This is a genomic window from Jannaschia pohangensis (assembly GCF_900113875.1).
GTDB lineage: Bacteria > Pseudomonadota > Alphaproteobacteria > Rhodobacterales > Rhodobacteraceae > Jannaschia > Jannaschia pohangensis.
In genome coordinates this window covers 171,485-187,235 of record NZ_FORA01000004.1, presented here as the reverse complement: position 1 = coordinate 187,235, position 15,751 = coordinate 171,485, and the positions used below count along the sequence as shown (strand labels likewise).

Annotated in this window: 14 protein-coding genes and 1 tRNA gene; 6 read left to right on the top strand and 9 right to left on the bottom strand. The window is 66.3% G+C overall.

Annotation, left to right across the window (positions count from 1 at the left end):
- Positions 1-114 precede the first annotated feature (114 nt).
- The 4 genes from ihfA to BM002_RS14680 all read left to right on the top strand — a co-directional run bounded on the left by ihfA (position 115) and on the right by BM002_RS14680 (position 2,476).
- Positions 115-426 carry an integration host factor subunit alpha gene (ihfA, locus tag BM002_RS14695; RefSeq protein WP_092782787.1) on the top strand — a complete coding sequence of 104 codons (312 nt, stop codon included), beginning with the start codon at positions 115-117 and terminating at the stop codon, positions 424-426.
- Between the two features lie 3 nt (positions 427-429).
- The gene (locus BM002_RS14690) at positions 430-1,206 is read left to right on the top strand and encodes a MerR family transcriptional regulator (RefSeq protein ID WP_092782784.1); all 777 of its coding nucleotides are present in this window, start codon (positions 430-432) and stop codon (positions 1,204-1,206) included.
- 61 nt (positions 1,207-1,267) lie between these two features.
- A tRNA-Pro gene (locus BM002_RS14685) sits at positions 1,268-1,344 on the top strand.
- A gap of 61 nt (positions 1,345-1,405) precedes the next feature.
- On the top strand, positions 1,406-2,476 hold the full coding sequence (locus BM002_RS14680; RefSeq protein ID WP_092782781.1) for a 2'-deoxycytidine 5'-triphosphate deaminase: 1,071 nt from the start codon (positions 1,406-1,408) through the stop codon (positions 2,474-2,476).
- Here BM002_RS14680 and BM002_RS14675 read toward each other — a convergent pair.
- Positions 2,473-2,964, bottom strand: coding sequence for an Lrp/AsnC family transcriptional regulator (locus tag BM002_RS14675; protein ID WP_245749277.1), 492 nt, complete (start codon positions 2,962-2,964; stop codon positions 2,473-2,475). The two genes, BM002_RS14680 and BM002_RS14675, sit on opposite strands and share 4 nt — an antisense overlap.
- Before the next feature lie 113 nt (positions 2,965-3,077).
- Between BM002_RS14675 and BM002_RS14670 the strand changes: the two genes are divergently transcribed.
- Positions 3,078-4,211 carry an MFS transporter gene (locus BM002_RS14670; protein WP_092782778.1) on the top strand — a complete coding sequence of 378 codons (1,134 nt, stop codon included), beginning with the start codon at positions 3,078-3,080 and terminating at the stop codon, positions 4,209-4,211.
- On the opposite strand, the gene BM002_RS14665 is transcribed toward BM002_RS14670, so the two are convergent.
- From BM002_RS14665 to BM002_RS14630, 8 genes are all read right to left on the bottom strand, one after another.
- Positions 4,174-4,950 carry a heme-dependent oxidative N-demethylase family protein gene (locus tag BM002_RS14665; RefSeq protein ID WP_245749276.1) on the bottom strand — a complete coding sequence of 259 codons (777 nt, stop codon included), beginning with the start codon at positions 4,948-4,950 and terminating at the stop codon, positions 4,174-4,176. The two genes, BM002_RS14670 and BM002_RS14665, sit on opposite strands and share 38 nt — an antisense overlap.
- Complete coding sequence (locus tag BM002_RS14660; protein WP_092782772.1) at positions 4,943-6,310, bottom strand: mechanosensitive ion channel family protein; 1,368 nt, start codon at positions 6,308-6,310, stop codon at positions 4,943-4,945. Before BM002_RS14660 ends, BM002_RS14665 begins: the two co-directional genes overlap by 8 nt.
- Before the next feature lie 13 nt (positions 6,311-6,323).
- Positions 6,324-7,814 (bottom strand): phosphomannomutase/phosphoglucomutase, encoded by a 1,491-nt coding sequence (locus BM002_RS14655; RefSeq protein WP_092782769.1) that lies wholly within the window; start codon positions 7,812-7,814, stop codon positions 6,324-6,326.
- A 69-nt stretch (positions 7,815-7,883) separates the two neighbouring features.
- Positions 7,884-9,440, bottom strand: a complete 1,557-nt coding sequence (locus BM002_RS14650) for a KpsE/RkpR family capsule polysaccharide export protein (protein WP_092782766.1) — start codon at positions 9,438-9,440, stop codon at positions 7,884-7,886.
- Positions 9,433-10,086 carry an ABC transporter ATP-binding protein gene (locus BM002_RS14645; protein ID WP_092782763.1) on the bottom strand — a complete coding sequence of 218 codons (654 nt, stop codon included), beginning with the start codon at positions 10,084-10,086 and terminating at the stop codon, positions 9,433-9,435. Before BM002_RS14645 ends, BM002_RS14650 begins: the two co-directional genes overlap by 8 nt.
- A gap of 178 nt (positions 10,087-10,264) precedes the next feature.
- Positions 10,265-11,563: a Na+/H+ antiporter NhaA gene (locus BM002_RS14640; RefSeq protein WP_092782760.1), complete on the bottom strand. Its 1,299-nt coding sequence runs from the start codon at positions 11,561-11,563 to the stop codon at positions 10,265-10,267.
- A gap of 216 nt (positions 11,564-11,779) precedes the next feature.
- Positions 11,780-13,423, bottom strand: coding sequence for a chaperonin GroEL (gene groL, locus BM002_RS14635; protein ID WP_092782756.1), 1,644 nt, complete (start codon positions 13,421-13,423; stop codon positions 11,780-11,782).
- Positions 13,424-13,477: 54 nt separating this feature from the next.
- On the bottom strand, positions 13,478-13,765 hold the full coding sequence (locus BM002_RS14630; RefSeq protein WP_092782753.1) for a co-chaperone GroES: 288 nt from the start codon (positions 13,763-13,765) through the stop codon (positions 13,478-13,480).
- A 298-nt stretch (positions 13,766-14,063) separates the two neighbouring features.
- Between BM002_RS14630 and BM002_RS14625 the strand changes: the two genes are divergently transcribed.
- Positions 14,064-14,762, top strand: coding sequence for a dimethylsulfonioproprionate lyase family protein (locus BM002_RS14625; protein WP_092782750.1), 699 nt, complete (start codon positions 14,064-14,066; stop codon positions 14,760-14,762).
- Positions 14,763-15,751 lie beyond the last annotated feature (989 nt).

The following is a 15,751-nucleotide window of genomic DNA, read 5'->3' as shown; positions in this document are numbered from 1 at the left end:
CTATGCCCTGCAACCCCTTCATGTTGACTTGTTTTCGCCGGGCCCGCAAAGGTTGGTCAGGTCGAAGGGGGGAGGACGCCTTTGACGCTGGATCGAACATCAACGGGGGCGGACATGGCAGACAAGACACTCACACGCATGGACCTGAGCGAGGCGGTCTTCCGCAGCGTCGGGCTCAGCCGGAACGAAAGCTCGACATTGGTGGCCTCGGTGCTGCAGCACATGTCCGACGCGCTCGTCGCCGGCGAGCAGGTCAAGGTCTCGGGCTTCGGCACCTTCTCGACCCGTGACAAGACCGCCCGCGTGGGCCGCAACCCCAAAACCGGCGAAGAGGCTCCGATCCCGCCGCGCCGGGTTCTGACGTTCCGCCCGTCGCATCTCATGAAAGATCGCGTGGCCGCCGGGAACGCCGCGAAGAAGGGCTAAGACTTGGCGCAACCTCCCGAAAAATCGGACGGCGCGTTTCGCACCATCAGCGAAGTCGCGGATTGGCTGGGCGTGCGCACGCATGTCCTGCGCTTCTGGGAGTCCAAGATCGACCAGATCGCGCCGGTCAAGGGCGCGGGCGGTCGACGCTATTACCGCCCTGAGGACATGCGCCTTCTGGGCGGCATCAAGGTCATGCTGCACGATCAGGGCCTGCCGATCCGGGGCGTCAGCCAGAAGATCGAGGAGGAGGGCGCCGACGCCGTGATGCGCCTGTCGCCGGACCTCGACGTGCCGGAAACACCCCCGGCGCGCACCCGCCGGGTGATCCGCGCGGGCGACGACGCCGAAGGGGCCAAGATCGTGCCCTTCGACAATCGCACCAGGATCACGCCCGAGGGCGACGATACCGCGCCCGACGCGATGCCCGCACAACCGGACGCGCCCGTCGATACCGGGGAATCGCCGCCACAGGTCGACGAGCCCGCACCGCCGCAGCCCGACGATGGCCCGATCGAGGAACCGGCGGCCCCTGCCCAGCCCGACGTCGCAACCGAAACCGCCGAGGCCCCGGTCGATGTGCCGCCCCCGGCCACGTTTCCCACGCCCGAACCCGGACCCGCCGCCGAGCCCACCACCCTGTCGGCGGCCATCACCCAGGCGCAGGCCACGATCTCCCTCGGCCCCCTCGAACAACGCCGTCTGCGCCGGATCATCCGCAAGCTGCGCGGCCTGATCGAAGAGGTCGAGGCAGAGATGGACACGGGGCCGAACCGCTGACCCGAAACGCGGTTCTTTCGGCTTGCACCCCCACGCGAAAGCCGTATGTAGGGCTTCACGTCGGGCTATGGCGCAGCCTGGTAGCGCGTCCGTCTGGGGGACGGAAGGTCGCAGGTTCGAGTCCTGCTAGCCCGACCAACATCGCAACGCCTCGCCCCCACCGGGGTGAGGCGTTTCGCGTTCGACCAAAGGGGTCCGCATGACCTATCCGACCGGCGTCCTCGCCAGCCAGCAGATCGAGACCCTTGCCGCGACGGGGGCGATCACCGCCCCCGCATTCGCCCCGGGCCAGATCCAGCCGGCCAGTCTGGACCTGCGTCTGGGCGATGTCGCCTACCGCGTGCGCGCCTCGTTCCTGCCGGGTGCCGGGCGCAGCCTCGAAGCCCGCCTGCCCGAGTTCGAGATGCACCGCGTCGATTTGTCGGGCGGGGCCGTGCTGGAAAAGGGCTGTGTCTACCTTGTCCCCCTGCAGGAACGCCTGACCCTGCCCGACGGTGTCTCTGCGGTGGCCAACGCGAAATCCTCGACCGGTCGGCTCGACCTGCTGACGCGCACGGTCACCGACGGCGGCGTCGAATTTGACCGCATCCCGCTCGGCTACGATGGCCCGCTCTTTGCAGAAATCTGCCCCCGCAGTTTCAGCGTACTGGTCCGCCCCGGCATGCGCCTGAACCAGATCCGCTTTCGCGCCGGAGAGGCCGTGCTGGACGACGACGCCCTGCGCGCTCTCCACGCCCAGACCCCGCTGGTCGACGGCACGCCCGTCATCGACGACGGACTGGGGTTCAGCGTCGACCTGGAACCCGGCCCCGGCGACCTTGTCGGCTGGCGCGCCAAGCCGCACACCGGCGTCATCGACCTCGACCGTCTCGGCCACTACGACCCCGCCGATTTCTGGGAAGCGATCCGCACCGACCGGCGCAGCACCATCCTCGACCCCGGCGCGTTCTACATCCTGGTCAGCCGGGAGGCCGTGACGATCCCCCCGACCCATGCCGCCGAAATGGCCCCCTACCTTGCAATGGTGGGCGAATTCCGGGTGCATTACGCGGGCTTCTTCGATCCGGGCTTTGGCCACGGAACACCCGCGCGCGGCGTGCTCGAAGTGCGCTGCCACGAGGCGCCTTTCGTGCTGGAACACGGACAGGTCGTGGGTCGGCTGGTCTATGAGGCGATGTCCGAAGTGCCGGCGCAACTTTACGGCCAGGGCATCGCGTCCAACTATCAGGGTCAGGGCCTGAAACTCTCCAAGCATTTCGCCGCGCCCTAGCGGCGAATGTAATCACCCTGCGCCAGCGCCTCGGTCACCTCGGCCTGCACACCGCGCTCCAGATAGGTCGACAGCGCGATATAGGTCCGGGTCCCCCGCACCCCCTCGACGTCATAGATGCGCGACAGCAATCCCTCCAGCGCATGGGCGGATGCCACCCGCACCTTCAGGATCAGACACGTATCGCCGGTGGCCGAATGGATCTCTTCCACCTCGGGCAGTGCCCCAAGCTCCATCAACCCGCTGGTCTTGCCCCAGCCGACGCTGTCCACATGCACGAAGGCCAGAAGCGGTTTGCCCAGGGCCACACCGTCCAGATCGGCGGTCGTCCCCCGAATCGCACCCGACGCGCGCAGGCGGCGCACCCGTTCATGCACGGCCGCCGCCGACAGCCCGACCCGCGCCGACAGATCGGCATAGGATAGCGTCGCATCCCGCGCCAACTCACCGGAGATTTTTCGGTCAAGGGCGTCCAGACCCCGGAGCATGGCCCTGTCCTGCCGAACAGTGTTGGTTTCTGGCATGTCGCCCATCGGTTTTCCTTTCCGAATGTCATACGTCCAAATACGTCCTGGTCCGATCAATCATCAAGGATGGGGCAATGAACCGGAACCTGAACCTGCTGATGGCCGCAGTAGGCGTCGTCGGCGCGAACTCCCTGGTGCTGGCCCCGGTTTCGGCGGCGGTCGGGCAAGACCTTGGCCAGGCGCCCGCCGACGTTATGCAAGCGGCGGCGGCCTTCGGCGTGGCGACGGCGGTCTCGGCGCTGTTCCTCGCCCCGCTGATCGATCGGATCGGCGCGGGGCGGATGATGCGCCTGGCCCTGCTGGTGCTTTCCGTTGCCTTGGCCGCATCGGGACTGGCGCCGGACTTCGGCTGGCTTCTGGCGGCGCAGGCCGGGGCGGGCCTCGCCTCGGGTGTCGCCTTGCCTGCCGCCTATGCTCTGGCGGCCGAAGTGGCCCCGCCGGGCCGGGCGGCCGCAGCCCTCGGGCGGGTCCTGACCGGCTGGACGCTGGCGCTGGTCTTCGGGGTGACCACCTCGGCCATTCTGGCGGATCTCCTGAACTGGCGCGCGGTCTTTGGCCTCACGGCGACGGCGGCCTTGCTGCTGGCCATCGCCGGGCGGGGCTTGCCCGACACGAGGGCCGACCGGATCACCCTGCCATGGGCCGCCCTGCCCCGGCCCGGCGTCGCGCGCGGCCTCCTGCTGCAACTGGCGATGATGGTGGCTTTCTATGGCACCTACAGCTTTCTGGGCGCGCATCTCGACCGCCTCGGCCTCAGCACCCTGCAAGGCGCGATCCCCGTCCTCGCCTATGGCATCGGGTTCGGCCTGGCCGGACGGTTCGACCCCTGGCTCGACCGGCGCGGCTATGGTGGGGCGGCCCCCTTCGTCTTTGCGGGCGTCGCCGCGTCGCTGGTGGCCATCGCGACCTTGGGCGGAACGCTGACCGGGCTGACGCTGGCCTTCTTCGCCTGGGGCCTCGCCAACCATCTGGGCCTGGGCCTTCTGGTCGGGCGGCTGACCACGGTCGCCGGGGCGCAGCGCGGCGCCGTTCTGGGCCTCAATTCGGCGATCACCTATCTGGCGGTCGTTCTTGGCGCAGCGGGTCTGCGCACCGCCTTCGACCTGGGCGGCCTGTCCCTCTGCGCCGTGATCGGCGCGGTCCTGGCGGCCACCATCGCGGTCGAGGCCCTCACAGGCCGGGACAGGTCGCCCGCTGTTCAGGGCTGAGCGCATCGACCGGCACGATCCAGGTATGCACCGCGAAAACCATGACCCCCGTCACGGGTAGCCGGAAAACGGTCTGCCGCTCTGACCGAATATAGCGCACCGGCACGCGCGGCACGCGCGGCGCTGTTTCGGACTTCGGGCGATGCAGCACCGCCTCCCGGTGCGGCAGGACATTGGCCCGCCAAAGGGTGCGCCCCACCGGCACCCGGTCGAACAACCGCTGCACCTTCCCGGCGATCTGCGCGTCATATTCCGGCACCGGCGCGTGGATGCGACCCAAGGGGCGACCGATCTTTTCCGCCAACGTCCAATAGGCGGGAAAACACAAGAGCCCCGCGATCAGAACATGTTCAGCCGCCCCCTCGGGCCGATCGAGCAGCAGGATATCCTCCTGCAACAGCCCGTTGATCACCTCGAACGGAGGCCCCGCGACCCAGACCGTCCGACCATCGGGGCAGGTCACGCGATCGCCCTCCCGCCGAAACCCGGCCGCCAGCGCCCCGAGCACCGCGCCCAGCAATTCCGCCATCGCCTCCTCGGCCCCCGGCATCTGCGCCAGAACCACCGCGCGGTGATCGCGCATCAGCCGCGCACGCTCCGCCATCTGCGCGGCGTAGGCGTCATCGACGACGATCCACGGCCCCTCGACCGGGCGCATTCCCGGCATCCGTGACAGGGCCGGATCGTCCCAGGGCGTGTGCGGCAGGTGGCTCTGGCAGATGACGGGCCGCTCACTCACGCGGGGCGGTCGTGTTCAACAGGTCGTCCTCGCCTTCCGCGCGACGCTCGGCATCGACCATCTTGGCGATGGTCTGGTCGGCGGCCACATCCTCGGCCACCGGCGGCGCGACTTCGGCTGGCGGCGGCGGCGCGGGTTCGGCCTCGGTCACGGTGATCTCGCCGCTGCGCCCCTTCTGGTCGGGCAGGTCCAGCACGGGCAATCCGCCGCCCACCAGGTTCAGGCGATAGCTCGGCTCCGGCAGGCCGATGCCCGCCCGGGTCAAGGCCGCCATCACCAGGCGCAACGCCTCGCCCCGCGCCTGGGCAAAGGCCGTCGTCCGCTGGTTCACCCAGCCATAGAACTCCATCGTCACCGTGCTGTCGCCCGACTCCGCGACCCAGACCTGCGGCGCAGGCTCCGACAGCACGAAATCGAGCGCCGTCAAAGTCTCCAGCCCGATGCGCTTGGCCTCGGTCAGATCGTCGTTCGGATCGATGCCCAGAACAAAGCCGAACCGACGCTCATCGTTGCGGGTGAAGTTGATGATCTTCGCCTTGAAGACGAAACTGTTGGGCAGGCGCACATGGTTGCCGTCCGGGTCCAGCAGGATCGTGGCGCGGCTGGTCAGGCGGATCACCGACCCGGTGGAGCCTTCGATGTCGACCACGTCATTTGGCCGGAACGGCTGGCGAAGGGACAGCATGACCGAGGCGATGAAATTCTCGACCGTGTCGCGCACAGCGAAACCCACGGCCAGACCGACGATCCCCGCCGCGCCCAGAAGGGTCGACAACAAGGCCGTCGCATTCAGGATATCCAGCGCCACCACGACGCCCGCCACCACAAAGACCAGCCGCAGGATCGTGCGATAGATGTCGGCGATGAACGGGTTCGGGGCCAGCCTGCGCCAGGGCCGTTCCCACCGCGCGATGATCACACCCAGAAACATCACCAGAACACCGGCCATGACGGCCACGGCCAGCAGAGGCAGATAGTTGATGAACTGCGTCGCCCGCGTGCGGAACCGTTCGGCCACCGGGTTCAGACGCTGACGAACATCCGTGCTCTCGATCACCCGGTTCTCGATGGCCACGACATCCTCGACCCGCGCGGCCAGCACATCCAGACGCGGAATCGTCTCGGCATCCAGAACCTCGCCCTCGAAGGTGACAATGCCTTCGTTGACCGTGACCGTCACATCATCGTAGCCGTCCAGTTCGCCGATGATCGCCTCGATCCGACGCTGGATCGCCCGGTCCCCGCCCGCGTCCTGCGTGGTCGAGATGGTGCCCGACGGCTGTGCCGCGTCCTGTGCCGCAAGCGGCAGGGGAAACAGAAGTGCCAGCGTCAGAAACAGCCGAAGAAGAATGCGCGTCATCGAAAATCCGGGGTCAGAACGTCTGATCGTAATCCCCGACATTGGGCTCTACGCGGATGATCGCGTCAAGGTCGGCGAAAATCGCGCGCAACTCCGCCTCGGACTCGGGACTTTCGCAGACCACCACCAGGTTCGGGGTGTTCGACGATGCCCGCACCAACCCCCAGCCGCCGTTCTCCAGCATGATCCGCGCCCCGTTCACCGTGACCACATCAACGATCTTCTGACCGCCCAGGGTCCCCTCGCCCTTCATCGGCACGATCCGGTCCACGATGCGTTGCAGCGTGTCGTATTTCTCCTCGTCCGGACAGAACGGCGACAAAGTCGGCGTGTTCCACACCTTGGGCAGCGCGCGGCGCAGGTCGGACATCTTCATGTCCGGGTTCCGGTCCAGCAATTTGCAGACCTCGACCGCCACCCGCATGCCGCAATCGTATCCGCGCCCGATGGGGGCGGCCATGAAGTAGTGGCCCGACTTCTCGAACCCGGCCAACGCGCCGATGGCATGGACCCGCCGTTTCATGTGGCTGTGCCCGGTCTTCCAGTAATCGGCCTTGGCCCCGTTCGCCTTCAGGACCGGATCGCTGGCGAACAGGCCCGTCGACTTCACATCCGCCACGAAGGTCGCATTCGGATGCAGTCGCGACAGGTCGCGCGCCAGGATCACCCCCATGATGTCGGCGAAAATCTCCTCGCCCTCGTCGTCGACCACGCCGCAGCGGTCGCCGTCGCCGTCAAAGCCCAGCGCCAGGTCCGCGCCCGACGCCTTCACCGAGGCCGCCATGTCGTGGAGCATCTCCATCGCCTCGGGGTTCGGGTTGTAGTGCGGGAAGGTGTAGTCCAACTCGTTATGGCTCGCCACGATCTCTACCCCGATCCGGCGCAGCACCTCGGGCGCGAAGGCCGATGCGGTGCCGTTGCCCGTGGCGCAGACGATCTTGAGCTTGCGGGTCATGCGGAAATCCCCGACCAGATCGTCGAGATAGGCCTCCATCACGCCGTCCACACGCTCCCACTTGCCGCCGTCGCGTGCCTCGCCCTCGCCGTTCAGAACGATATCGCGCAGCTCCGACATCTCGTCGGGACCATGGGTCAGGGGCCGCTCGAACCCCATCTTGACCCCGGTCCAGCCGTTCGGATTGTGCGAGGCGGTCACCATGGCCACGGCGGGCGCATCGAGATGAAACTGCGCGAAATAGGCCATCGGCGACAGGGCCGGGCCGATGTCCTGCACGTGGATGCCGGCCTGCGTCAGGCCCAGGATGAGCGCATTCTTGATGGCCACGGAATAGTCGCGGTAATCATTGCCCACGGCAATCCGGGGCTCGATCCTCCGGCGCATCATCTGCGTGCCAAGGCCCAGGCCAAGCGCCGTTACCCCGGGCAGGTTGATCGCCTCGGGGTATTTCCACCGCGCGTCATATTCGCGAAAGCCCGTGGGGGCGATCATCGGGTCGCGCAGGAATTCCCAGGTGTTGGGGGTGACGTTGGCAATCGGCTTCATGGCAAATCCTTGGGCGGCTGTCCGGTCAACCCCTGACTAGCGGGGCCAACCGGCAATGCAAACCGAAGATTAGCCGCTGACCTGTTCGCGCAGGATCGCCGCCGTCAGCGACACCATCAGATAGATGCCCGCAAAGATCAGAAACGCCAGAAGCGTGTTCTCGAAGGCGCGCGGATAGGTCGGTTCGTCCGGGGCAATGGGCGGCACCGGCGTCGACAGGTAACGCACTTGCCGGTTCGCCTCGATCCGGGCCAGCTCCAGTTGCTGCGCGGATTGTTGCAACAACAGTTGCCGCGTCACCAATTCCTGCCGGGCGATCTGCAATTCGGCCGTCACCCGGGCCAGGCTCGCATCATCGGCGGCGTCATCGGTCAGGCTGGCGCGCAGCCCCTCGACCTCCGCCTCGAGCCGGGCGATGGCCTGGCGCGAGACATCGACGCGCGCCTGGTTGGGCCGCGCATTCGACAGCAGTTGATCCAGACGCAACCGCTCGGCCCGGATCTCGCCCTCCATCTGCCCGATCTGGGTATAGATGTTGGTAACCTCCGCCTCTTCCGAGACGACGCCCAGCTTTTCCTGCAATTCCACGACGCGGTTCTGCGAGGCCAGCATCCGGTCTTCGGCGGCCCGGAAACTGTCCTCCGCACCCGCCATCTGGTCGCCCCGCAGACGTGCGGTCAACTGGTCCACCTGCTCCTCGGCATAGCTGATGAGCGCGGTGCTGAACGCGGCGGACACCTCGGGATCGGCGGCCACCACCTCCATCTTGATCACGCCCTCGGTCGGATCGTACCCGATCTGCACCATCCGCTTGTAGAGCCGGTAGGCCTGTTCGCGCGACGCATCGGCGTCCAGCTGCTGCAACGCATCGATCGCGTCCGACGAGAAGTGACTGGTGAACCCGAGTTCGGCGTCCAACCGCTCCAGCGCGTCCCGCGACAGAAGGTAGGATTGCACCGAAATGCTGTCCTGCTGCGTGGCCAGCCCCGTCCCCGAGAACAGCCCGCCCAGACCCGACGCCCCGGCCGAGGCGGCATCGGCCTGTTGGATGATGAATTCGGACTTGGTCGCATACATCGGCGTCGCGATGACGAAATAGTAGATCCCCGCGATCACCGTGGGCAGGCCCACGAAGAACGCCAACCGCGACGCCAGAAGCGCCAGCCGCCGCCGCCGCCGCCGGGCGATGTCGCGCTGGATTTTCACGATCTCGCTGGCCCGCGTGTCGGAATCGATGGTGAGCGGATTGGGCTGAGCGGGCAGCGGTGCGGTGCGCGCCACGGCCGGGACCTGCGGTGCAGGCGCATCCTCGGCCGCCTCGGCCGGCTTGGCGGTCTGGCCGGGCACCAGCTGGATCATGTTGCTGCGCTCGAAGGGGTCGATGCCCCGCTGGCGCAAGGCCTCCACCGCCTCGCGATCGGAATTGACCTGGATGCCGTGCTTCTGCGCGATCCGCCGCGCCATGCGCAATTGCCGACCCGTCAGGGACGCTGGCGCGCTGTCGTTCGCCGGGGGGGCACTGGCGACCGGGGCCGCAGACGCCTGGGGCATGGCCGCAGGGACGCGCACGCCGGGGCGGTTGAAACTTCCATCGGGACGGATGCGGAATTTGACGGCCTTAGGCATCGTATTCGTACAGCCTCCGCGCTTCTTCCAAGGTCTCGAACTGATAGAGCTTGCCGTCGCGCAACACCGCCGCCGTGCTGGCGAACCGCTCCAGAACCTGGGGCTGGTGGCTGACGATCACGACGGTGGCTTCCTTCAGGCGGTCCTTCAGGATCGATCCGGCCTTGCGGTTGAACTCCGCATCCGTGGTCGAGGGCATGCCTTCGTCGATCAGATAGATGTCGAATTCCAGCGCCAGCATCAGTGCGAAACTGAACCGCGCCTTCATACCTTGGCTATAAGTCCCGACCGGCATGTCGAAATATTCCTCAAGCCCGCAGACCCAGCGACAGAACGCCTCCACGTAATCCGGGTCCAACCCGTAGAGCGTGGCGATGTAGCGGCAGTTCTCGGTCGCGCTGTTTCGGTTGACGACCCCGCCCATGAAGCCCAGCGGGAAGGACACCCGGCTGGTGCGGCGGATCTCACCCTCGTCTGGTTTTTCCAGTCCCGCCATCATGTTGATGATCGTCGTCTTGCCGGTGCCGTTCGGGGCCAGGATGCCGACCGACCGCCCCGGCTCCACACGGAAAGACGCGCGGTCAAGGATCACCTTGCGCTGCTTCCCGGTCCAGAAGGACTTGGAGACATAGTCGAACTCGATCATCGGCGCGGGGCTCCCGAATCGCTCACCACTTCTGCTGCCCAATATGGGCCTCATTTCCGTCTTTGATAATCGGGCATTCGGTCCACAATAAGGAGCGCAGGGCGCGATCGTCATCGGCCAATGCGGATACTGCGGCGGATTTTAGGCAAATCCGCCGCCCAGTGCCGCCGTCCTGCCGCTATCCGTTCTGCTTCTGGACCTTTGTCAACTTGCCCGCCAGCAGGCTGATCCCGGCGGCCGCAAAGCTCAGAAGCGCGCCCATCTTGGCGGCATCCTGCACCGGCCCCTGCTCGAACGCGACCGAGGCCACGAAAAGCGACACCGTGAACCCGATGGCTGCCACGCAGCCCACCACGAACAAGTCGACCGTGCGCATCCCTTCCGGCAGACCCAGCCGCAACGTATGCGCCCCGATATAGCCGAACACCAGCACGCCGATCGGCTTGCCCACGATCAGACCCGCCAGCACCAGCCAGGTCGGCTCCGCGATTGCGGAAAACTCGACCCCCGCATTCAGCAGGCCGAAGAAGAACAGCACGATCTCCACCGGATGCTTCAACAGATGCTCGGTGTGGTTGAGAAGGTCGGTCAGATATTGCTCCGCCTCCGAGAAGATCCCGAACGCCCGATCCGCATGGGGCAGCGTCGGCACGATGGGCAACAGGCCCAGCGCCGGGTGCAGACCCGATTGCGCGAATCCATACCAGGACAGCGCGCCCGCAGCCAGATACGGCCAGAACGACAGCTTGTTGCGCATCCAGGTGGACCGAGGGCGCAGCTGGTCGCCGGCATCCAGCTTGCGCGGCAGCCAGTTGAACAAGACGAAGACGCCCACCGCCGCAAAGATCGACAGCATCAGCCAGATCGGGGCCAGGTCTCCCGAGGGATAGAAGATCGCCAGGATGATCAGGCCCGCCGCATCGTCGGCAATCGCCAGCAGAAGCAGGAACCGCACCGCCGGGTGCCCCGCCCCGAAGACCAGCCGCCCGACCAGATAGCTGAACGCGATATCCGTCGCCGTCGGAATGGCCCAACCGTTGGCCACCGCGTCATAGACATCCGACCCGAGGAACGCCGCCAGACCCAGATAGACCGCAATCGGCCCGAACATGCCGCCCGCCGTCGCAAACAGAGGGGTCGCCGCCTTCTTGCCGCGCAGGCTCCCGTTCTTCAGGATCACGGCTTCCCAGACTTCCTTGGCCGCGATGGCAAAGAAGAACGCCATCAACACGTCGTTGACGAGATAGTGCAACGTCATGACCTTGGCCGTCTCGGCATGGCCGAACGCCTCGGCGTCCTCGCCCATCACCTTGACCCACTTCTCCATCGAGATGCCGATCTGGTCGTTGAACCAGAGCGGGTATTCGACGAACACGTGATAGCTGTGGGCGTCCGTATTGACCCAGACCAGCGCGATGATCGCACCCAGGATCAACAGCAGCGAATAGTTCGTGACGAAGTTCCAGACCCGATACATGCGCGCTCCCCTGGCAGCCGTAGAGGCCTTGCTACCGGAGGGGGCAGAGTGCGGCAAGACCGGTCATGCCAATTCGCCCGCCCCGTCGCGGGCTTGCCGAGAGATGCCGGGAAGGCTCGCTACGTCGCTGCGAACATGCCACGACAAGACCCCCCAAACGTGACAAGGGGCCCCGAAGGGCCCCTTGCCTTGCAGTCCGTTCACGCGATGGCGTGATTACATCATGCCGCCCATGCCGCCCATGTCGGGCATGCCGCCACCGGCGCCTGCACCTTCCTTGGCGGGACGATCCGCGACCATGGCTTCGGTCGTGATCAGCAGACCGGCGATCGAGGCCGCGTCTTCCAGGGCGGTGCGAACCACCTTGGCCGGGTCGATGACGCCGAACTTGAACATGTCGCCATATTCTTCGGTCTGCGCGTTGAAGCCGAAGGTGACGTCATTGCTCTCGCGGACCTTGCCCGCAACCACGGCACCGTCGACGCCGGCGTTCTCGGCGATCTGGCGCAGCGGGGCCTCGACGGCCTTGCGCACGATGGCGATACCGGCAGTCTGGTCCGCATTCGCACCTTCGAGACCGTTCAGAACCTTGCCGGCCTGCACGAGGGCGACACCGCCACCCACGACAACACCTTCCTGCACGGCCGCGCGGGTCGCGTTCAGGGCGTCGTCGACGCGGTCCTTGCGCTCTTTCACTTCGACTTCGGTCATGCCACCGACGCGGATGACGGCAACACCGCCGGCCAGCTTGGCAACACGCTCCTGCAGCTTCTCACGGTCGTAGTCGCTGGTGGTCTCTTCGATCTGACCACGGATCTGGCTGACCCGGGCTTCGATCTCGGCCTTGTCACCGGCACCGTCGACGATGGTCGTCGCGTCCTTGGTGATCGAGACGCGCTTAGCAGACCCCAGCATGTCCATCCCGACGTTCTCGAGCTTCATGCCCAGATCGTCCGAGATCACCTGACCACCGGTCAGGATCGCGATGTCCTGCAGCATGGCCTTGCGACGGTCGCCGAAGCCCGGTGCCTTGACGGCGGCGATCTTCAGACCACCGCGCAGCTTGTTGACGACCAGCGTGGCCAGAGCCTCGCCCTCGACATCCTCGGAGATGATGAGCAGCGGCTTCTGCGACTGGATCACCTGCTCGAGCAGGGGAACCATCGGCTGCAGCGACGACAGCTTCTTCTCGTGCAGCAGGATGATCACATCCTCCAGCTCGACGGTCATCTTCTCGGGGTTGGTCACGAAATAGGGCGACAGGTACCCGCGGTCGAACTGCATGCCTTCGACGACATCGGTCTCGGTCTCGAGGCCCTTGTTCTCCTCGACGGTGATGACACCCTCGTTGCCGACCTTCTGCATCGCGTCGGCGATCTGGCGGCCGATGTCGGCCTCGCCGTTGGCCGAGATGGTGCCGACCTGGGCGACTTCGTCGCTGTCGGTGACGTCACGGGCGGCGGCCTTGATGGCCTCGACGACCTTGGACGTGGCCAGGTCGATCCCGCGCTTGAGGTCCATCGGGTTCATGCCCGCGGCAACCGACTTCATGCCTTCCTTGACGATGGCCTGGGCCAGAACCGTCGCGGTGGTGGTGCCGTCACCGGCCTCGTCGTTGGTGCGGGAAGCGACTTCCTTCACCATCTGCGCGCCCATGTTCTCGAACTTGTCCTCGAGCTCGATCTCCTTGGCGACCGACACGCCGTCCTTGGTGATCCGGGGCGAGCCGAACGACTTGTCGAGAACCACGTTGCGACCCTTGGGGCCCAGCGTGACCTTGACGGCATCGGCGAGGATGTTAACGCCCTTGAGCATACGATTGCGGGCGTCGGTGCTGAATTTCACGTCCTTGGCGGCCATGTTATTCTCCTGGAATGTAAAAGGTTAAGACGAAGGTTCGGACAGGGCGTCGCCTCAGGCGATGATGCCCAGGATGTCCGATTCCTTCATGATCAGCAGCTCTTCGCCGTCGATCTGAACTTCGGTGCCCGACCACTTGCCGAACAGGATCTTGTCACCGGCCTTGACCGACGGGGCGATCAGCTCGCCCGAGTCCTTGCGCGCGCCCTCACCGACGGAAATGATCTCGCCCTCGGCGGGCTTTTCCTTGGCGGTGTCGGGGATGATCAGACCACCCTTGGTCTTCTCGTCGGATTCGATGCGACGGACCAGAACGCGGTCATGCAGCGGTTTGAAAGCCATTGTCAGCCTCTCAGCTATGAGTGTTTCCTCTGTTGTCACTCACCCGGGGGGAGTGCCAACGATCGCGAGATAGGCATCTGTGGCGGGGCTGTCAACGGGCGCAGATGGGAAAATTGGCACTCTCGGCGACCGGCTGCCAGCGATAGCGGGGCGCGGCCCGCGCCGCAAGGCGATCCCTCGGCTGCACATCCCCCATCGGCCGAAATCGCCGCAGGCCTGCGGTGGCCTTGCGGCTTGAAAACCGGGCGAAGGCAGACGACCTTGCGCCCCGAACGCACGGATCAGGACGACGACACCGATGACACCTTCCAAAGGCCCCAGCGATCCCCTTGTCGGGCTAACGGCGGCACTCGCCGACAGTCCCGACTGGTTCTATCTGCTGCGCGAATTCGAAGCGCTCTACCGGTTCGGCTCCGCCGGCGGCAGCCCCAAGATCCGCAGCCACCGCCGCGCCGTCCGCGAGGCGCTGTCGAAGGTCATTGCCGCCAATCCCGAAATCGTTGACCGCCCGCCCGAACGCCTGCCGGTGGTGGCCCACCTGCCCCGCGCGCTGGACCTGGGCGAACGCGCCGCGATGCAGGGCATGGCCCGCGCCCTGCGCGAGGTGCAGCACCGGCTGGCATGGGAATACGGCTATGACAAGGTGCCCAAATCGCTGGTCCGGAAGTTCGCCTATTGTGACATCCTGGGCCCCAACGGCGCGGTCCCCTGTGACAATCTCACCCTGGGCTTCGTCCTCTTCGCGCCCCGCACGACCTATCCCCAGCACAGCCACAAGGGGATCGAGGAAAGCTACATCTCCATCTCGGGTGCCTGGTCCGAAAACAACGCCGCCGTCTATGCGCCCGGCTCGCTCATCCTCAACGGCTCGGGCGACGAACACCGCATCACCACGGGCGACACCGATCCCTGCCTTCTCGCCTACGCCTGGGTCGGCGCCCCCGAAGCCCTCCGCGCCCCATCCATGAAGTTCACGCCCCCGCGCAAATCAGGCTGAGATCGTCCCGCGTCCCCGGGCCCGGGCCCGGGCCCGGGCTTTCTGACCCGATGGCCTTAGGCCCAGAATCCGCAGCACATCATCCTCGGCACACCTTACCGGGCCCAACATCCTCGGCATACCATTCTCGACCCAATGCCGTCGGTCCAGCATCCCTGGCCCAATTTCTCCCTGGACCAGCGCATCTCGCACAGCACTCTCGTCCCAGCGCCATCGGCCCCGCGCCTTCGATCCAAGGCCCTTGGCGGAATGGCTTCGGTCCAACGCCCTTGGCCCTATGCCTTTGGTTCAACGCCCTTGGCCCAAAGCCATCTGGCCCAGCATCCCTGGCCCGGTGCAGCCGACCCAAGGGCGACACCCAACGCGTCCGACCCAAAGGCGCCCCCCAACGCGTCCGACCCAAAGGCGCCGCCAAACGCGTCCGACCCAGAGCCCCTTTGCCAACGTCACCGTCGAGGCATTCCGTCAGAGGCGCGCCCGGTGATCGCGCCGCGTTCCCAACGGCCCCGCACCCCCGGGAAATTCACCCGCTCGCCTGACCAGACCCGCGCTTTCCCGACGTCTCGCAGTCGCACACTCCTCGCCTTCCGGGATACCTCACGCTTCCGGACACCTCGCGTTTCCGGACGCCTCGCATTCCAGGACATCCCGCATTCAAAGACGTCTCGCATTCGCGTACATATCGGCTGCCCAGACATATCGCCTGCCCAGACCTCTTGCCGTCCCAGGCCTCTTGCCGTCCAAGACCTCTTGCCGTCCCAGACCTCTCGCCCTTCCGGACGTCTCGCGAGACCGGAAACCACCCCGCGCTCCAGACCGAAACCCGTCCAGAAGCCGACCCGCTTCCCGGCAGGCCTGCCCCCGCCAACACGCGGCGGCGCTCCGGGTACAAGATCGCGACGCCGTCCGTTCCCCTGCGCGCCGATCGGTCGTCGCCCCGGTCGAGGCGCGTCAGGTATCTCAAAGGCCAAGCCAACCTCTGACCCACA